The organism is Mesorhizobium sp. M4B.F.Ca.ET.203.01.1.1 (genome assembly GCF_004791025.1).
GTDB lineage: Bacteria > Pseudomonadota > Alphaproteobacteria > Rhizobiales > Rhizobiaceae > Mesorhizobium > Mesorhizobium abyssinicae.
This window is the reverse complement of the sequence record NZ_SRUO01000108.1, coordinates 1-371: the sequence shown is the minus strand read 5'-3', so window position 1 is coordinate 371 and position 371 is coordinate 1. Positions and strand designations below refer to the sequence as shown.

At 67.7% G+C, this 371-nt stretch carries 1 protein-coding gene; it reads right to left on the bottom strand.

Going from position 1 to position 371, the window contains the following annotated elements:
* The coding region (locus EN846_RS33855; protein WP_210236141.1) for a hypothetical protein at window positions 1-371 on the bottom strand (371 nt) is incomplete at both ends.

Here is a 371-nt window from a genome sequence, read left to right as displayed (position 1 = left end):
GGCGGTTGAAGTCAGCCACGCTGAGGTTGGCGCTCACCGGGATGTTGAGGGCCTTCAACAGGCCCGAAGGGGTGACGTTGGCCTGCGCCAGGCCGTCATAGGACAGCACGGTGGCATTGGTGACGTCCAGGCCGACCAGGCGCAGGGTCGACAGCAGCACCGAATCGCCATTGGTGCGCAGCAGCTGCGAACCGACCGCGAACACCGCCGTGGGCTCTGCGCGGCGAGCCACCGCCTGCACGCTTACCGTGGGCAGGCTGGCATTCTGGCCGAAGAACGGCAGCACGCTGCGCTCGGCGATTACCTGGACCGCATTGCGCGGGTTGCTGGCATCGACGCTGGCAACGAAGCGGTTGCCGGTGCTCCGGCTG